Source organism: Streptomyces sp. NPDC048584 (genome assembly GCF_043199595.1).
Classification (GTDB): Bacteria; Actinomycetota; Actinomycetes; order Streptomycetales; family Streptomycetaceae; genus Streptomyces; species Streptomyces edwardsiae.
Genome location: NZ_JBICWF010000016.1, coordinates 179,657 through 194,504 on the forward strand (window position 1 = coordinate 179,657; position 14,848 = coordinate 194,504).

Annotated in this window: 12 protein-coding genes and 2 pseudogenes; 6 read left to right on the forward strand and 8 right to left on the reverse strand. The window is 69.7% G+C overall.

Going from position 1 to position 14,848, the window contains the following annotated elements; translation table 11 throughout:
* Positions 1–7 precede the first annotated feature (7 nt).
* From ACGFR9_RS30220 to ACGFR9_RS30250, 7 genes and pseudogenes are all read right to left on the reverse strand, one after another.
* Positions 8–2,878, reverse strand: a complete 2,871-nt coding sequence (locus tag ACGFR9_RS30220; RefSeq protein WP_393214660.1) for a CHAT domain-containing protein — start codon at positions 2,876–2,878, stop codon at positions 8–10.
* Position 2,879: 1 nt separating this feature from the next.
* Positions 2,880–3,554: an RES family NAD+ phosphorylase gene (locus ACGFR9_RS30225; RefSeq protein ID WP_393214663.1), complete on the reverse strand. Its 675-nt coding sequence runs from the start codon at positions 3,552–3,554 to the stop codon at positions 2,880–2,882.
* Between the two features lie 3 nt (positions 3,555–3,557).
* A complete protein-coding gene (locus ACGFR9_RS30230; protein ID WP_393214665.1) occupies positions 3,558–4,217 on the reverse strand; it encodes a hypothetical protein in 660 nt (219 codons plus the stop codon).
* The gene (locus tag ACGFR9_RS30235; protein WP_393214667.1) at positions 4,199–5,329 is read right to left on the reverse strand and encodes a hypothetical protein; all 1,131 of its coding nucleotides are present in this window, start codon (positions 5,327–5,329) and stop codon (positions 4,199–4,201) included. The genes ACGFR9_RS30230 and ACGFR9_RS30235 overlap by 19 nt, the downstream gene beginning before the upstream one ends.
* Positions 5,330–5,757: 428 nt before the next feature.
* On the reverse strand, positions 5,758–6,066 hold the full coding sequence (locus ACGFR9_RS30240; RefSeq protein ID WP_393214716.1) for a M23 family metallopeptidase: 309 nt from the start codon (positions 6,064–6,066) through the stop codon (positions 5,758–5,760).
* Positions 6,067–6,153: 87 nt separating this feature from the next.
* A pseudogene (locus tag ACGFR9_RS30245) lies at positions 6,154–6,396 on the reverse strand (peptidoglycan-binding protein); the annotation flags it as partial.
* A gap of 568 nt (positions 6,397–6,964) precedes the next feature.
* On the reverse strand, positions 6,965–7,825 hold the full coding sequence (locus tag ACGFR9_RS30250; RefSeq protein ID WP_393214670.1) for a peptidoglycan-binding protein: 861 nt from the start codon (positions 7,823–7,825) through the stop codon (positions 6,965–6,967).
* A 1,208-nt stretch (positions 7,826–9,033) separates the two neighbouring features.
* Between ACGFR9_RS30250 and ACGFR9_RS30255 the strand changes: the two genes are divergently transcribed.
* The 6 genes from ACGFR9_RS30255 to ACGFR9_RS30280 all read left to right on the forward strand — a co-directional run bounded on the left by ACGFR9_RS30255 (position 9,034) and on the right by ACGFR9_RS30280 (position 14,363).
* Positions 9,034–9,483, forward strand: a complete 450-nt coding sequence (locus ACGFR9_RS30255) for a hypothetical protein (RefSeq protein WP_393214673.1) — start codon at positions 9,034–9,036, stop codon at positions 9,481–9,483.
* Between the two features lie 173 nt (positions 9,484–9,656).
* Entirely contained in the window at positions 9,657–11,867 is a 2,211-nt protein-coding gene (locus tag ACGFR9_RS30260) for a glycoside hydrolase domain-containing protein (protein ID WP_393214676.1), read from the forward strand.
* A 230-nt stretch (positions 11,868–12,097) separates the two neighbouring features.
* Complete coding sequence (locus ACGFR9_RS30265) at positions 12,098–12,220, forward strand: hypothetical protein (RefSeq protein ID WP_393214679.1); 123 nt, start codon at positions 12,098–12,100, stop codon at positions 12,218–12,220.
* 40 nt (positions 12,221–12,260) lie between these two features.
* Positions 12,261–12,965 carry a hypothetical protein gene (locus tag ACGFR9_RS30270; protein ID WP_393214682.1) on the forward strand — a complete coding sequence of 235 codons (705 nt, stop codon included), beginning with the start codon at positions 12,261–12,263 and terminating at the stop codon, positions 12,963–12,965.
* A gap of 275 nt (positions 12,966–13,240) precedes the next feature.
* The gene (locus tag ACGFR9_RS30275; protein ID WP_393214685.1) at positions 13,241–13,678 is read left to right on the forward strand and encodes a hypothetical protein; all 438 of its coding nucleotides are present in this window, start codon (positions 13,241–13,243) and stop codon (positions 13,676–13,678) included.
* Between the two features lie 559 nt (positions 13,679–14,237).
* Positions 14,238–14,363, forward strand: a complete 126-nt coding sequence (locus ACGFR9_RS30280) for a hypothetical protein (RefSeq protein WP_393214688.1) — start codon at positions 14,238–14,240, stop codon at positions 14,361–14,363.
* Between the two features lie 206 nt (positions 14,364–14,569).
* On the opposite strand, the pseudogene ACGFR9_RS30285 reads toward ACGFR9_RS30280, so the two are convergent.
* A pseudogene (locus tag ACGFR9_RS30285) lies at positions 14,570–14,848 on the reverse strand (hypothetical protein); the annotation flags it as partial.

Sequence of the window (14,848 nt, forward strand, 5' to 3'; positions counted from 1 at the left end):
GGCGGGCTCACCGGCCCAGGTGGGTGAAGCCCGCCCAGGCCGTCAGGTCGTCGCCCCGGATCCGTCCGACGCGCGCCGCGAGGTGGGCGGGCATGCCGGGCGGGGGCGTGCGCGTGTCGTCGAGCATCCACAGCTGGGCGCTGCGCAGCGCCTGCCCGGGCGGCAGCCCGTCCCGCCGCATGTAGTGGTGGGTCATGTACATCAGCAGCGAGGTGGCCTCGTCGGGCACCGGCCACAACGACCCGATGACCGAACGCGCGCCGGCGACGAGGAACGCCGTGGACAGGCTGTACGCCTCGTCGTAGCCGTGTCCGGACACATTGGTCCGGCAGGCGGCGAGGATCACCAGGTTCAGGTGGCGGTAGCGGGCGGTCCCCTCGGTGAGCACCTCGGCGGCCAGATCGCCGCCGGACAGGGCGAGATGGGCGCTGTGCCGTTCGCCGTGGCGTACCACGCCGTGACAGGCGAGGTGGAGCAGGCCGCCGCGCTGCCGGCCCAGCCAGTCGGTGACGGCGGCGGGGGTGGCGGTTCCGGGGCCGAGCAGTTCGCCGTCGGGGTGGAAGGCGCGGTGGATCGCCTCGGCCTCCTCTCCCGCGTGGTGGAGGTCACGGGTGGGGTTGCCGACGACGAGCACCTGCCCGGTCGGGGCGGCGGGCCGCGCGGCCAGCTCGCACAGCAGCCGGGCGGAGGGCAGGTAGGAGATGTCGGCGAGCTGACAGGCCCTGCGTCCTCGGGGCAGTCGTGCCGCGTGCCACGGCACGGCCCCCAGTTCGCCCATGGGGACGAGGACGACGGACGGGGCACGGCCGTATCCGCGGGGGAGTTCGCGGAGCAGTTCCTCCATCACCGTCTCGCCCGCCCAGTCGCACAGCCGCTCCAGCGCGGCGCGGCTGTCGTCCGTACGGGCCGCGGGGCCGGACGGGGTGTGCGGCAGGGGCGGTCCGCCGGCGTCGCGGCCGGGGGTACCGGCGGCCCGGTAGGCGGCCAACGGGCCCGCGGACACGGAGAGCCGGGGCAGGTCGACGACGCGGGTGGCGCCATCGGCGGTGATGACGAGGGCCCTGCCGGGCTCGGGCCGCCGTCCGAAGAAGAGCCGGTCCTTCAGGCCGGGCTGCTCCTCGGCGGCGGGCAGCAGGTAGACGAGTGCCGTGGTGCCCAGGGCGCGCAGGGCGCCGGCGATCTCCTCGGTCGACGGGGCGTCCAGCAGCCGCCGGCGCAGCGGGGAGGCCGCGAGCGCCCGCAGTACCCGACGGCGCAGCCGGCTGCCGGGCCCGCCGGACGGTGGCGGGGCGCCGGTCAGGTCGCCCTCCGGTCCGGCGGCCGGCACGGTGCCCGCCCGGCGCCATTCGTCGGCGAGGTCGTCCTGTCCGAGGGCGTTCAGCATGCCGGGCACGGTGGCGGCCACGGTCGCCGCGTGCAGGGCGAGTCCGCGTCCGGCGTCCAGGGCGCGGACGGCGTCCGCGTGGGCTCCGTCGGCCAGGCACCAGCGGGCCACCGAGACGGCCTCCTCACCGGCGCGCCGGGCGGTCTCGGCGGCGTGCGCCGTACCGGACTGCAGCAGGACCGTCCAGGCCGCCGCCTTGAGGGACTCCAGGCCGATGCGCCGGGCCTCGTCGTGGTGGGGCCGCTTCATCGACGGGTCGTACAGGTGGGCGGCGTCTCCGCTGAACCGGTGGGCGTCGGCGAGGACCGACCCCGTGTATCCCCAGCTCGGGTGCTCCGGGCCGGCGGCCAGCCGCCAGGCGTGCCGGAGCCAGGCGATGCCCTGGTCCAGGTGGCGGAACCGGTCCCGGTGCGGGGCGACGGACCAGACGGCGAGGCTGCAGTGGCTCGTGCCGAGGGTGAAGGCGGAGCGGATCCAGCGCACGTCGTCGGGGTCGTCGAGCAGGTCGAGGGCGTCCTCCAGCATGTGCTGCGCGTCCAGGGCGCCTTGATAGTCCCTGGCCATCATGGCCTGGCTGACGCGGGTGCCGCCCAGGGCGGTGAGCCGGTCGATCCGTGCGTCGCGCGGCAGGTCCGCGATCTGCCGCCGTACCGCCTCGGGGGAGGCGGGAGCGGGGTGTGTGTCCGCGCCGGGCATGCGTCCGGTGCGGCGGGCGCGGAGGAGTTCGAGTGCCGTCGCGGCATTGGCGAGATGGGCCTCGAGACTCAGACGGTCCATGTGGCCGGGCGGGAACCGGTCCAGTACCGACTCGAGCGCGCGGATCTGTTCGGTCAGCGCGTCCTCGTCCTCGCGGCGCACGGCCTGGTGGGTACGGAACATGGCGAGCTGGCCCGCCCCGGCGAGACGTTGTTCGTCGGTGAAGAGGGCCGAGTCGGAGAACCGGGCCAGGTCCTCGACGGCCGAGTCGAAGTCGTCCTCCCCTCCGGTGAGCTGGGCGAGATGGACACGCAGTCCGGCGTGGTGGTACTCGAGGACCTCGCGCTGAAGGCTGCCGGGAGGGAGCAGGGCACGCGCCTCCTCCAACCGGGCGATCTCGGACTCCAGTTGGGCCGGGTCGTCCATCTGCTGCAACCCGGACGAGGCGCTCACGGTGGCGATCGTGCCCTGCCAGGTGTCCCCGGCGGGGCCGAACTCCGTGGCCTCCCGACGCAGTTCCTCCTCCCTTCGCGGGTCGGAGATGGTCTGGTCGAACCGCAGCATCGGCAGTACGGCGAGGATGTGGCCGGCCCGCAGCCCCGACATCACGGTGCTTCGCGGCAGTTCGCGCCAGTCCGCGTACAGCCGGTCGAAGGCCTCGCCGCCCGTCGTACAGCCCAGGCGGTCGAGCACGAGCGTGGTCAGCCGGCTCAGGTCCCGGGCGTCGACCATGCCCCCGCCGGCCGCCTCCTTCAGCTCGTACATCAGCGCCTGCAGGTCGTAGGGCGGGTACGGCACCTCAGAACTCCCTTCCGGGCATGTGCGGCGCGGTCCGCGCCAGGTACGGCGTGAGTACGCCGTTGAGCCAGCGCTCGCCCTCCTCCGTGCCGAAGTCGACGGGCGGGGCGCCGGCCGGTTCCAGCGCCGGTGCCCGGCCGCGGTCGTCGAAGAGGATGGCGACCCGGTCGGCGGGGTCCCGCTTGGAGGGCCAGACGAAGCCCTGCGCCCAGGACTTGGTGTGGGTGCGGATCCAGTGGCCCCAGTCGCGGGTCTGCGGATAGTCGGCGCCCTCGGCGTGGACGAGCCAGGGGTCCTGTGCGAGCGCGGCCAGATCGGACGCGGACATCAGGGAGACGACCTCCGTGTCCTCGGCCAGCCGCAGGAAGGACAGGCTGCGCCGCTCGAACGCCGCCCGGGGCAGCAGCCGCGGGCCGCCGTCACCGGGGAAGGCCAGCGAGCGCAGCAGCACCTCGCACACGGCGGCGCCGGGACTGAACCCCGCGTACAGATAGCCGTAGCGGTCGTACGGGGTGCCGTCGAAGCGACCGCCGAAGTAGAAGGCGTGCGAGGGGCGGGAGTTGTACGCGACCGGATCCCGGTGGGTGGTGTGCACCCGGTACAGGGGCGTGCCGGCGGGCAGCACTGCGCGGGCCGGCTCGCCGGGAAGTGCGTCGGGGGGCGGGTACTTGGGCATCGGCTACTCCCCCGTGTCCGTGCCCACCAGGGCGTGTGCGGCGCCGCACAGTTCGGCGTCGCGGCCCTGCCCCAGGAGGGTGGCCGGGGTGCCCTGCCACCACGTGCCGGTGGACAGCCACCAGTCCGCCGCGCCCCACGGGTCGAGGTCGGCGCGCAGCACGGAGTTGACGTCGAGGACGGCCTGCCAGGGCATGGTGCCGGCCTCGAACTGGAACAGCGGGACACGTCTGCGCCCGTCGTCGCCGGAGAGCACGATCAGCAGCGGGTCGCCGCCCTCGTGCCACGGCGCCGCCGGTTCGGACAGCAGGCGTTCGCGTACAGGGCCGTAGACCGGGCCGACCATCGGGTTGCCGTCGAGGACGATCATGCACAGGTCCTGCACGCCGTACCCCTGGTGCAGCACTGTCGAGGGCGGTCCCGTGAACCGGGCCTGGGCGCCGTCCTCCCGCAGCGCGGCGGCGGCGTCGGGCGGCAGGGCGTCGAGGAGGGTCCGTGCCGCGCGGTCGGCGGCCGCGTCCCGGTCGCCGCCGGCCGTACGCAGTTCGGCGAGCCGCTGTCCGAGTACCCGTGTCGCGGCGGGGCCGAGCAGGATCCGGTAGCTGTTCCACTGCGCCGCGCACGCGGCGAGCACCTTGAAGGGGTTCACACGCACCTGTGCCATGTCTCCTTGTTCTCGGGTAGTCCGTCGCCCGCGGGGTGCGGTCGGCGCGCGCCGAGCACGTCGGTGATCAGGTCGGCGAGGGACGGCCTGCGGACGACCAGGTGGACATCCCGGTCCCGGGCCGTGCCGGACGCGAGCGCCGCCCACAGCGCGCTCACGCTGGTCTGCGGCGGCAGGCCGCCACGGCCCGCGCCGAGGAGCGGGAAGCAGACCGACCGCAACGGCGGTGCGAAGCCCTCCCGTTCCTCGTCCATCAGGGCGAGCGCGCGGGCGGCTGCGGCGGTGACGTCCTGCGGGGTGACGTCGTAGTCGTTCGTGCCGGGCCGGGGGACGGTGACGGCCGCGTGGTAGATACGGCGGACTCCCTGTGCCGCGAGGGCGCCCGGTCCGGTCGGCGCCACCGTCCCGGGCAGGACGGGACGGCCGCGCAGACCGTTGCCGGCACGCCAGTCGAGCAGTTCGTCGTGGACCGGGTCGGCGATCACGTCGCCGGTGGCGTCGCGCACGGCACCCGCGCGGCGCAGCGCGGCGGGCACGGACGCCTTGTACATCTCGGGCAGGCTCAGGTGGGTGTTGAGCGGCGAGACGATCACGTCGACGTCCCGGAGGAGTTCGACGGGGTGCACGTGCAGGGTCAGCGACACCGGACCGATGCGCAGCGCACGGTGCTGCAAGTGCGGTGCGAGCAGGGGGACATGTGAGTGGTCGGCGCCGCGTGCGCGTGTCCCGGCGAGCCAGCAGATCTGCTCGGCGATCTGCCCGAGGACCATCTCCTCGTGGCTCTTCCGGAAGCGTTCCACGCTGACGCTGTAGACCTTGGCGGAGAGTCTGCGGCGGTCTGCCGCCGGCCGGTCACGCATCCCGGGGGCCAGCCCGAGCGTGAGTGAGGCCGCTTCCTGCAGGTCTCCCCCGCCCAGCCGGGACACCGCTGTGCGCAGGAGGTTCTCGACCTCGACGGGCCAGGCGTCGGTGACGGCGGCGGAGCGCGCGGCGGCCGCCCGGCGCAGCAGAGGCAGGGAGAGGTCGCGGATCCGGACCAGTCCTTCCGCCCGGATCATCTTCACCTCCCGGAGGACCGAGGCGACATCGAAGAAGGCGGCACCGGGCGACATGCGTCCATGATTCCGGGCAGCCGACATGAGCCGCAAGTGACGTCGTGTGCGGCATCGTTCACGCTACTGGACGCCGACTCCGGCGGGCGGGCGCCGACTGGTCGTCATCGGGTCGGACCGAGGTCGCCGTCATGCCCGCTCAGTGTGCCGACCGACCTGCTCTGCGGCGTGCGCCGACGGACCCGTCACGACGGGACGGCGGTTACGCGCCCTCGCGAACGAGTCGGTGCAAGCCGGAAAGGAGGGATGCGGCGAATCCGGTCCCGCTCCGCGGCCGGTCCAGCACCGTCGACGATCTCGGCAGGTGGAGCACCGTCAGGTGACGAGAGGCCGGCCGTCGCGGCCCTCGGCGAACCGGATGCGACGTGTCGTCATCACGTCGGTCGATCCGTCGAGGGCCGGCAGCGCCGCCACATCGCCGTGTCCGGCTACCACTTGGGGGGCACGTCGGATCCGAACCCGCCATGGGCCGGGCGCTTCTCGAAGTGGAGGTGAGGGCCGGTGGCGTGCCCGGTGGAGCCGACTTCTCCTATCTTCTGGCCGGCCCTCACGGAACCCCCTCCCACCGTTTTCTCGGAAAGGTGGCAGTAGTAGAAGTCGAATCCTCCGGCGCGCAGCACGAGGAATTCGCCGAAACTGCCGTCCTTCCCGTTGCGGGCTATGGAACCGCTGAGCACCGCGACGCATTCCGCTCCCTTTGGAGCGGCGTAGTCGGCGCCGGTGTGACGGCCCAGGATCCACTGAGGCCCCTTCTTGTTGTGGGGGGTCGTGACGCCGTGTCCCGGTACCGGAGATGTGACGCGGCCACCGGGGGTCGTGCCCGCCGGGACGTGGAGTTCGTCCCAAGAGACCCTGCCGGGAATGCCGTCGGCGTCGACCCCTTCGAACCTGAGCTTGCGCTGCCATGCGGCGAACGACTGTTGGTCGACATCGGTCCACTCGGGACCAGGACCTGTCCGGTACTTTCCGCACCCTTCCGCCACCAGGCGTTTGCCCATAGCGGTGATCACGGGACTGCGTTGTCCCTTGTGGAAGAACGCGACTCCTGGAAATGGTACTTGCGCGGGCATAACCTCTTCTCCTTTCCGCGAGGGGCCGGATCACCACGCGGATCCGGCTGCTGAACACGCGAGATGTCGCCGTACCGGCGCCGGATGCGATCGATCGCCGCCTACGTTCCCGCCGTCCCGATACACGGCGTTCGGCGTGAAGGACGACTCGTGAGAGATGAGAGTCGACAGGTTCCGGGCCGGTCTCTTCTGCTCGCCGAAGAACGCCGGTGGCCCCGCGGGAATACTCACCCCCGCTGCCGTCAGCGCCGCTCGAGTGGCCTTGACGTCATCGTCGCGCTTGCCGAAGCGCACGCTGGAGACAGCCGCCATCACGCCTCCCTCGGGCTTCTGGAGGCTCGTACGGGTGCGCGCCTGCTGATCGCCGCGGGAGGGCACCTGCCCGGGAGCCGCGCACCTTCCCCAAGGCGGCGGCACATCGCCCGCCTTCATGCTCCCCCTACTTCCACCATGCGCCCCACGGGGGCCGTCCGCAAACGCGGCAACACGCGCTCGCACAGGGGCGTCGACGGATGTCACGCCCCTGTGCTGTCGCCGTCACGGGCTCCGTGCCGGACGGGAAGACTCAGACACGGGGGACCCTCAGCCTGTCCCAGCTGAACCGGCCGGGGATGCCGTCGGCGGCGCTGCCCTCGAGATCCAGCTTCTGCTGCCAGGCGGTGTAGGACCTCTCATCGCCCGGTCCCCACACGTCGATGCCGGTGCTGGAGGTGTAGCGGTCGCAGTCCTCGGCGACGAGCCGGTGGTGCATCGCCGCGATGATCGGAGACTTGCGTCCCGGGTGGAAGAACGACGCGCCGGGGAACGGCTCGAACCGCCCGGCAGGGGGCGGGCCGGGCGGCACGAACGGCGGCCAGGAACCGGGGTCGACGTGGTTGTTCTCCGGGACATGGGCGTGGGCGTACCACCCGCCCCGCGACCTCCATTTGTCGGTCGGACATGTGTTGCGGGACAGGGAAGTCGGACGGCCCATGGGCCAGACATCCGGTACGTCCCAGGAGTTGATCCATGCGTGGAGTTCGCCCCAGCCGACGCAAGGAGTGTCGACCAGCCTCGCGAACACCGTGTCACCGACGCGGCAGTGCGGGAAGAACAGGGCCTCGACCTGGATGACGACCTTGCCGTCCCGGTTGGGACGGACACCACCGGTCGCGTCGAACACGCCTTTGCTGCGGGAGGTGGCGGGGAAGAACTGGGAGAACGCCCCGGTGAAGGGGTCCCAGAGGATGTGCGGGGCCAGGCCTTTCCCGCTGCCGGTGAAGAAGCTCACGAGATTGGCGAAGGGGACCAGGTCCACGGGAGCCTCGGCGGTGGCCTCCTCGTCAGCCGTGATGTGCGCGATCGCCTTTGCGGGAACCTCGGGATCACACGGGGCACGGTCTCCGAGGTCCACCTTGGAGGCGAGGGGCATCCATGAATCAGGCATGGTGATTTCCTTCCCTCTTCAGTCCCGCACCTGACCGTGAGGTGCCGCGGGGAGGGGGCGTACAGCAGAAGGTGGGCGAACGGGCAGCCGCACAACGACTTCTTCCCTGCTTCCCACGATGCGTCCGATACGGGTCCGCGGCAAACGGGAAAGCCGCGAGAAACGGTTCCCCGGGTTCAATTGTTCATCGGGCGGTCGGGGCCGCGGCGGACACTTGAGGACTCATCAGCGTCCGAGTCGCGCGAACGCCTGCCGCAACGGGGTCCTCGGGGTCAGGGCAGCCGCGGTCCCTGCTTCCGCCCGGTGCGGTCCGCTGGAAGGCCGGCGCGAGGAAGGGCGCCGATCCTGGCCCGGAGCTCGTCGATGGACGGATGGCCGATCTCGTCGGCGACATCCAGCGCGCGGCTCCAGACCACCCGGGCCGCATCGAGGTCTCCAAGCTGACGGCGAGATGGGTGTCACCGAGGTGGCCGAGTATCTCGGTCTCGCCGCACCGGTCGCCGAACTCCCGTTCAGTGGGACAGTCTCGGCAACGCGCACCACCACCTCGCCGAGCATGATGTGCATCCAGTCGGCGTTGTTCAGCGAGTTGGCCTGGCCGGCCCGGTGGCCCGTCTGCCGATAGTGCGCCAACGCCTGCTCGTTGTGGGCCGAGGGCCTGCTGGTGGCAGCGGATGGCGTCGCCGGGTCACGGGGGCGCTGCGCCACCTGCAGACTCTCGGCTCGCATCTGGTACGCGTCTACGACGTTGGCCTCTGCCGGACAGGAGCGAAGCTCACGCCCCGACCGGCGTGGGACAGGCTGAGGAGACAGCGGTGGCCTCGAGGACGGCGAACGGAGTCACGGCTGGACTCCCTCCGGGTACCCAGGCGGCATCGTGCGCAGGGTGTCCACACGCTCGCACAACTTCTTCCGGAGCAACACGACCAACGGCTCCCGCAGGCCGTCGACTGTACCGACCGCCCGCTTCGATGCGTTCGCGGTCATCGTGACGCCGTGCTCCCCACTGTGCCGACGGGCACCGACGGCACTCCGCTCCCGCGGAGCGGCACCGGCGCCCGCTTCGTCACCGCCATCGGTTCCGGCCAGGCGATTCAAGGTTCGTCGAAGGTTTCCCGCAGGGCGCGCGCACATCATGGGCGTCGGTACCACCAGAAACGGACGATCAAAAGGAGGACACGGAGGTTATGCGAGTTCACTCCCATCTCATGGCTCTCGCAGCTGCCGGGATGCTGGTTCTGGCAGCCGCGGGCAACGGTCACGCCGCGGACGGTAAACAGCTGGCGACGGATTCCGCTGGCCCGAGCGGGAACCCTGATTGGACCTGCACCTACGGAAGCGCAAACGGCCAGGCGTGTTTCGCACCGCTGGGCGAGTGGTTCAAGATCAGGGACACCATGGTCGATGGGTACCCGGTCGTCATCCAGTGGCGGTTCTTCGACGACGAGGTGAGTCCCACCGGGGCCGTGGTACGTGAGGGAACGATCTGGAATACGGCTGGAGAGGCCGCCGGCTGGCGCTATGTGAACAAATCGTTCCCGGAAAGCGACTGGGGCGTGACCCTGAAGTCGGTGTTCTTCCGTGCCTGCTCGAGCAACTACAACAACAACTCCGTACTGGTGCACACCTGTTCCGAGTGGGAGAGCGAGTACACGTAGCAGTCAGGCACGGTGGCCCGTCTGCCCCGCACACGGGCCACCGTGGTTCCGGAAACCTCCGGTGAGTCGACGGCGTGTGCAGCGGCCCGGCAATGGGTCTTCTCAGGCATCCGCCCGAGAGTACTCACGCCTGACCATGCGTCTCTGCCCTTACGCGGAAGGAAATACCCGACATGGCTGACGAACTTGTGTTGCGCGCTCAGAGATTCGTCAATCAGCTCTACGGCGACCGGATCGGAATGAAGGTCGCGGAGGACGGCATTACCGGCTGGAACACCATGTACGCCCTCACCAGGGCACTCCAGGACGAGCTGGGCATCACCTCTTTGTCGAACAACTTCGGACCCACCACCCTGCGGCTGCTGACGGAGAAACACCCACGACTCAATCGCGGCACGGTGCCTTCCGCCAACTTCTGCCGCATCATCCAGTCCGCGATGTACTGCAAGGGCTACGACGGCGGTGAGATCGACGGCGTCTACAATGACCGCGTTCAGACAGGCATCACCAAACTCAAGCAGGACATGGGGGTCGACGGGGTCTACCCCGGATCCGACCTGACGCCAAAGGTGTTCAAGGGGTTGCTGAATATGGACCCCTACGTGCTCGTCGGCTACGGAGGCAAGCCTGGGGACGAGCAAATCCGCGCCGTCCAGCGCTGGCTCAACGGGCGTTACATCCACCGCCAGGACTTCTTCGCCATCCCTTGCGACGGCCACCACTCCCGTGAAGTGGCCAAGTCCATGCTGTTGGCGATCCAGTACGAGCTCGGCGTGGCCGACGGCGTGGCCACCGGTGTCTTCGGACCCGGAACCCAGGCCGGCCTGAAGGGGCACACCCTCTCGGTCGGCAGTGGGGGCACCTGGGTGTCCCTGTTCACCGCCGCCATGATCCTCAACCAGCGGCCGAACGTCACATTCGGGAACTCCTTCACCTCCGCGCTCTCCCAGGCGGTGACCCAGTTCCAGCAGTTCGTCAAGCTCTCCGCCACCGGAAAAGCCGACTTCCCCACCTGGGCGTCGCTGCTCATCTCATACGGTGACCAGTCCCGCCCTGGCACCGCCTGCGACTGCGTCACCACCATCACCCCGGCACGGGCCGAGGCCCTCAAGGCTGCCGGATACACATACGTCGGCCGCTACCTGTGCAACGTTCCGAACACATCACTGGACAAGATGATCAAACCCGGTGAACTGCAGACGATCGCACAGTACGGACTGCGGTGCTTCCCGATCTACCAAACCTTCGGCGGTGCAGCGTCCTACTTCCACTACACGCAGGGATCCATCGACGCCTACGGCGCGATCGAGTGGGCCAGGCACCACGGTTTCAAGGACGGGACCCGCATCTACTTCGCCGTCGACTACGACGCGCTGGACCACGAGGTGACGTCCAACGTCCTTCCCCACTTCAGGGCCGTCCACCGGGTCCTCCAGGAGAACTCCCGCTACCGGATCGGGATCTACGGGCCCCGCAACGTGTGTTCCCGGGTGAGTGCCGCCGGCTACACCGACGCCAGCTTCGTCTCCGACATGTCCAGCGGATTCTCCGGGAACCTCGGCTACCCGATGCCGTCGGACTGGGCGTTCGACCAGATCGTCACGCTCACCGTCGGGTCCGGAGCCGGCTCCGTCGAGATCGACAAGAACATCGCGTCCGGACGCGACACCGGACAGGACAGTTTCGACCCCGGTGCCGGCACCGACGGACTCGACGTTCATTTCGACTCGGGCTATCGCGCCGCCATGCTTCAGGAGGTGCGGGCCTACCTGGAGTCCATCGGGGTCCCCGAGACCGGCGGCGAGGGCTGGACCCCCGACAAGGACTGGGCGACCCTGGGCGGCATCTCCAACACCAAGGCGTTCGACCTCATCGTCGGTATGGACTGGCTGTTCACCTTGCTCGCACGCGAACTCAAGCTGCGCAAGGCCCTGATCCAGGCTCCGGTGCTGTGGGAGTTACGGAAGTGGAATCCGCTCGACATCGCCGCCGACGCGGCCGTCAAAGCCGGCCTGAAGGACGACAGCAGCACCGGGTGGGGCCAGATCTTCGCCTGGGTGGCCATTGAAGCCAGGAACCACTGCATACAGCAGGACGTCATCAACGGCACGCTCCTGGACAAGGACAACCCGACGGACGTGAGATCGGTGTGGACCAGCCTCCAGGAGCCGGACTACAACATCAAGACGGCGGCCTACCTGACGATCTACAACGCTCACCAGATCAACCTGCCCAGACCGGGCCTGAACACCAGCGAGACCGACTCGCAGAAGCTCCTGGCCCGCTACAACGGCACCGGCGAGGACGCCCAGCAGTACGGCCGTGAACTCATAGGCCTGTACCGGGTCCTGGAGAAGTACTACAGGCTGAGCCGCAATAGCTGACGCACAACACCACGCACATGCACACTCCTTGGTGCTGGACACGGGACGATCCCCGTCGCCGCGAGTCCTCCGCTTGGCGTCCTGGGCCCTGATCCGACACGGCTGCTCCTGCTGTTCACCGTCGACTTCCCGCTCACGTCCCGGGCCGGCCAGGAGCCCACGGAGAACGACGGCATGTCGCCCCGGCTGCCCGTCCCCATGCCGGTGTCGGGGCGTTCCTGGCCCCGTGAGTGTCGGCCGACGTGCGGGTGCGCCGCAAGACGCGTCTGCCCATGCTGCGTGACCCTCGGGTCGGTGCGGCGGTCGTCCTGCTGCCGACGACCACGTCCATGGTCCTGGCGCGGATCCTGTGACACGAAAGGGATGAATACCATGAATCCTGACACGAACCACATGGCGAGACGCACTGTCGTCAAACGCGCCGCGGCCCTCGGCGCGGCCACTCTGCTGGGCAGCCCCCTGCTGTATCTGCCCACCGAGGCCGCAGCAGCCGAGAAGCTCCCGCCGAAAGAGGCCGAAAAGGGTCGGAACCAGCCGACGTCCCGCAACGGCTGGCCGCTCGTCGAGAGGGCGAACGACGTCTCCGCGGTGTGGACGCGCCCGGTGCCCGGAACCGGTTTCGGCGTGGGCGTGCGCATCGGCGACGTAGAGACGGTCCTCGTCCACGTCATCCGCCGGTTCCACTACGAGATCGTCGCACTCCGCGAGGGTGACGTCACCGGCTGGCGCGTACCGTCCCAGGTGGAGATCGAGCAGGCCGAGGGCAACCAGGCCTCCGGCACCGCTGTCGCGATCCGGTCCGGCTGCTACCCGCCCGGCGTAAGTGGCGGATTCTTCCGGCACGAAGCACTGGTGATCCGCGACATCCTCGCCGAGTGCGACGGTGTCGTCCGGTGGGGCGGAGACGACAAGCGCCCTTATGAGGCTCTGTTCTCCATCGACATACCGCCCGGCGATCAACGTCTGCGGACGCTCGTGACCAAGCTGCGGGGCTGGGCCGTCGAACCCGGTGCCGGAGCGGGTACGCCGGTGGACGTAACCGACCGGAAGCGCCGCGCCGCGGCCGAGAAGCTGGAACGGCGACAGAAGGCCGCCTGAGCGACTTGCCCGGCGGCATCGCACGGACACCGGTCCGGTCACCCGGTCTCGGATCACTGCGCTTCCCCGTGGCCACCCGCGATCCGTCACCGGGGCCGTTCGGTCACTGTGACCACTCGGGTGCCGGCGCCGTCCGCTCATGGCGGGCGGCCCCGGCGCCAGTGCGCGTTTCCGGCCGGTGCGACGCTGAACCGGTCGCAGAACCGAGGCAGCGGACCTGACTCACCGGGGAGGAAACGGCGACCGACACGGAGCAGTCCAGGTCACCCGAGCTCTTGGCCAGGTCGTTGGTGGCCTGTGAGGGCTACCGGTCCACCGGCCGGGAGACGGTGATCCCCGCCAACCCGATGACGACGGGCGTCGTCGGCGCCTATGCGTACACGTACAGCCATACCAAGGTCACCGGGCAGCCGCAGTCCTTCACCATGCCGGCCGTGGGCGGGCTCGCAAAGGAGAAGGTCGTCACCCGCTGCAACGGCGACGGCCTGGCGGAGTCCACCTCGGACCTCGCCTGGTACACCTACGACGTCACGTACTCGCCGCTAGGCGAGGTCAGACGACGAACTTGCAGCTTAGCCAGCACCAAGCCAGCACAGGAGTCGGTACCGCGCCCTCGCATCACCCCGACACACCTCCCGGACAGCACTCGTCTCAGCCTTGCTCGGGCTCCCGAACCGCCCTTCCATGAGTCGGCATGGTGGCCGCGCGCATAGCCCACCCCCGAACTATGGTGCCCCGCCACATGTGCGCCTGACCTGCGGATTCCTACGGTGTGGCGACGCAAACGTCCCCGTCACACACCAGGAAGTGGTGCCGATGTCGTCGCCCGCAACCGCTCCACCGGCCCCGAACAACCTCAAGCGCATCGTCGCAGCGTCCCTCATCGGCACCACCATCGAGTGGTACGACAACTCATCCGATCAGAGCTGCGACCTGCGCACTTGCCGAGTCTGACCCTTCGAAGCCAGCACCGAACCAGCACTGGGAGATTACGTCGGGTGCAGGACTGTGAGGAACCTGCCCGTACGAACACCTGACCGCGCCAACGGCCAACGCGAACGATGACTGCCAGTAATGAATGACATGCACCGCCGAACCGCCCTCGCGGGGGTTGCGACCAACCGTCCGCCCGACGCGGCAACCGCGTACCAGAACTGGTCCGGTGCGCTGAAAGAGGGCCGAGAACGAAACGGGCAACAGCGCTGTGTCCGGAGAGCTCTGCCGGCACCCACTGAGCTGTGAGAACTCGCCCCCAACCAACGGTCAGCGCAAATGTGCCGCCAAGCCGCGGTGACGGCGCGGCTGTACACCGAGGCGGTCCACAAGGCACCCGACATCGCCGAGCGCGCCCACCTGACAGGCCAGGCGACCCGGCTCAACACCCGCCGACGCCGCTGACGGGTCACGTTCGGATTTTCCCCGGCACTGGGCGCACCCCCTTGGCCGAGCGGTCCCCCACAGTATGTGGACAGGTCAAGACCAACTGCACGACGCGTTGCCGACGGGGAACCTCAGCCTGCGGACTCTTTCACCCGTGGACCCGGCGAGGGGCCGACCACGGGAAACACTTCCCGTGGTCGGCCCCTCGCTCGTGACCCGGTGCCTTACCCGATGGCGATGCGGGTCTTCCAGTAGCTCGCCGTTCCGATGATCTCGGTGCCGGATCCGGACAGGACGGTCCTGCCGCCGGCGTAGAAGCGTACGGTTCCGTCGGTGCGCGCGGTCCAGATGTCGGGGATGGCGTCGCCGTTGGCGTCGGGGGTGCCGATGAGCAGGTAGATGTTGGAACTGCCCCAGCCGGAGGCGCCGTAGACGGCGTCGACGCCGTCGGCGGAGTTCGCGGCGGAGGCCAGGGAGGTCAGGTCGGTTCCACCGCCTGCGGC

Bases quoted from the DNA above. Each gene is read 5' to 3' on its own strand.
- ACGFR9_RS30225 (WP_393214663.1), bottom strand. From the start codon at position 3,554: ATGCCCAAGTACCCGCCCCCCGACGCACTTCCCGGCGAGCCGGCCCGC.
- ACGFR9_RS30230 (WP_393214665.1), bottom strand. From the start codon at position 4,217: ATGGCACAGGTGCGTGTGAACCCCTTCAAGGTGCTCGCCGCGTGCGCG.
- ACGFR9_RS30235 (WP_393214667.1), bottom strand. From the start codon at position 5,329: ATGTCGCCCGGTGCCGCCTTCTTCGATGTCGCCTCGGTCCTCCGGGAG.
- ACGFR9_RS30250 (WP_393214670.1), bottom strand. From the start codon at position 7,825: ATGCCTGATTCATGGATGCCCCTCGCCTCCAAGGTGGACCTCGGAGAC.
- ACGFR9_RS30255 (WP_393214673.1), top strand. From the start codon at position 9,034: ATGGCTCTCGCAGCTGCCGGGATGCTGGTTCTGGCAGCCGCGGGCAAC.
- ACGFR9_RS30260 (WP_393214676.1), top strand. From the start codon at position 9,657: ATGGCTGACGAACTTGTGTTGCGCGCTCAGAGATTCGTCAATCAGCTC.
- ACGFR9_RS30270 (WP_393214682.1), top strand. From the start codon at position 12,261: ATGGCGAGACGCACTGTCGTCAAACGCGCCGCGGCCCTCGGCGCGGCC.
- ACGFR9_RS30280 (WP_393214688.1), top strand. From the start codon at position 14,238: ATGTGCCGCCAAGCCGCGGTGACGGCGCGGCTGTACACCGAGGCGGTC.